Raw genomic sequence first — 1,315 nt, 5'->3', positions numbered from 1 at the left:
TGGTTCAGACAGTGTGATATTCGATTTCATAAGAACAGGCAATAAGTCATCTGATTACCGATTATAACACCAATGCAGATAGTTTATCTGATCAACTTAGTTGAATAAAAACATAATAGATGTTACAGCTATAGCAGCAATCCACCATATTACTTTAGAATCTGGAGGAAAAGTAATTGCTCCAATAAAAGAAAAAATAGCCATTAAAATGAATTGCCATTTAGAAAAAGAGCCTATAGCTCTTTCAAAGCTAATATTACCTGTTTCTTTTTTATAAGTTTCGAGCAACAATGCACTAAATGCACCATTAAATAAAGCCATAGAAAGGGCATTAAATATTTCTGCTAGCATGAAAACAGATTTATGTCCACCCACAGCAGTCATTGATAGCCATATTGCACTGAATAATGTACTAATTTTTACTGTATTTCCTCTGCCAAATTTATCTGCAAGATATCCAAATGGAATATCTGCAAAAAGTATTACTGCGGCCTGTATGGATTTTAGCCAGCCGATATCAGCAACAGTCATTCCTGATGACATCAAGTAAACTGTGGCTGTTGCACCAACAAGCATCCTTGCTGCATTAGTTGTTAACCCGTAAAAAATTATACCTCGGCTACCACTTAGTAATGTGAACATACTCGACACTCTTTATTAACTGGGCATTCTTGATATTCAATTTTTAACTCATTAGAATGAATTCCTATTCTTTTATTTACAGATAGAGGCTTAACACATCCTCCTAAATAGCGAATAATATCATTTGTTGCCATAGCTGATGACATTGCATTAACAGCGACAAAAGATGGAGCCTGAAATTTTTTATTTATTATTTCAGCATATTTATGTAAATCCATATGGTCAGATTCAATATCTGGAGCGATATTTGAATTACAAGCAAAACAACCAGACTCATTAGGGATATAGAATGGACCAAAAACAGAAATATCACCAATATAACCAATATTTATAAAGGGGAGTTTATTTTTTACAGCATATGAATTAACCCAGGAAACCAATTCATTGGGATAATCAGCCGATAGTGCTATTAAGTCAGCTTCAGGTAAACAAACAAGGTCATCTTGATTATTTATTGATTTTTTTATGGTGTTAACTTGAATATTTTTATTTCTTCTTTTTATTTCTCTTTCTAACACATCAATTTTATGAAAACCAACATCATCTTCGGTGAACATATGCTGCCTTGTTAGATTAACGCGATGCTCGACTTTAACACCCAATAACGAGAGTTTGTTGAAGCCAGTCGCGTTGTTTTTTACCTTGTTTAAAGTTGGCAAAAATACCTAATGTG

At 33.3% G+C, this 1,315-nt stretch carries 2 protein-coding genes; both read right to left on the bottom strand.

The genetic code is table 11. The features are described 5' to 3' along the window. Positions 1–96: 96 nt before the first annotated feature. Positions 97–642 carry an MFS transporter gene (locus Xedl_RS19575; RefSeq protein WP_074025389.1) on the bottom strand — a complete coding sequence of 182 codons (546 nt, stop codon included), beginning with the start codon at positions 640–642 and terminating at the stop codon, positions 97–99. Beyond that, complete coding sequence (locus Xedl_RS19570) at positions 627–1,244, bottom strand: ThiF family adenylyltransferase (protein WP_279625381.1); 618 nt, start codon at positions 1,242–1,244, stop codon at positions 627–629. Before Xedl_RS19570 ends, Xedl_RS19575 begins: the two co-directional genes overlap by 16 nt. Between the last annotated feature and the right edge of the window lie 71 nt (positions 1,245–1,315).

The organism is Xenorhabdus eapokensis (genome assembly GCF_001908105.1).
This window is presented reverse-complemented; position numbering and strand designations above follow the sequence as displayed.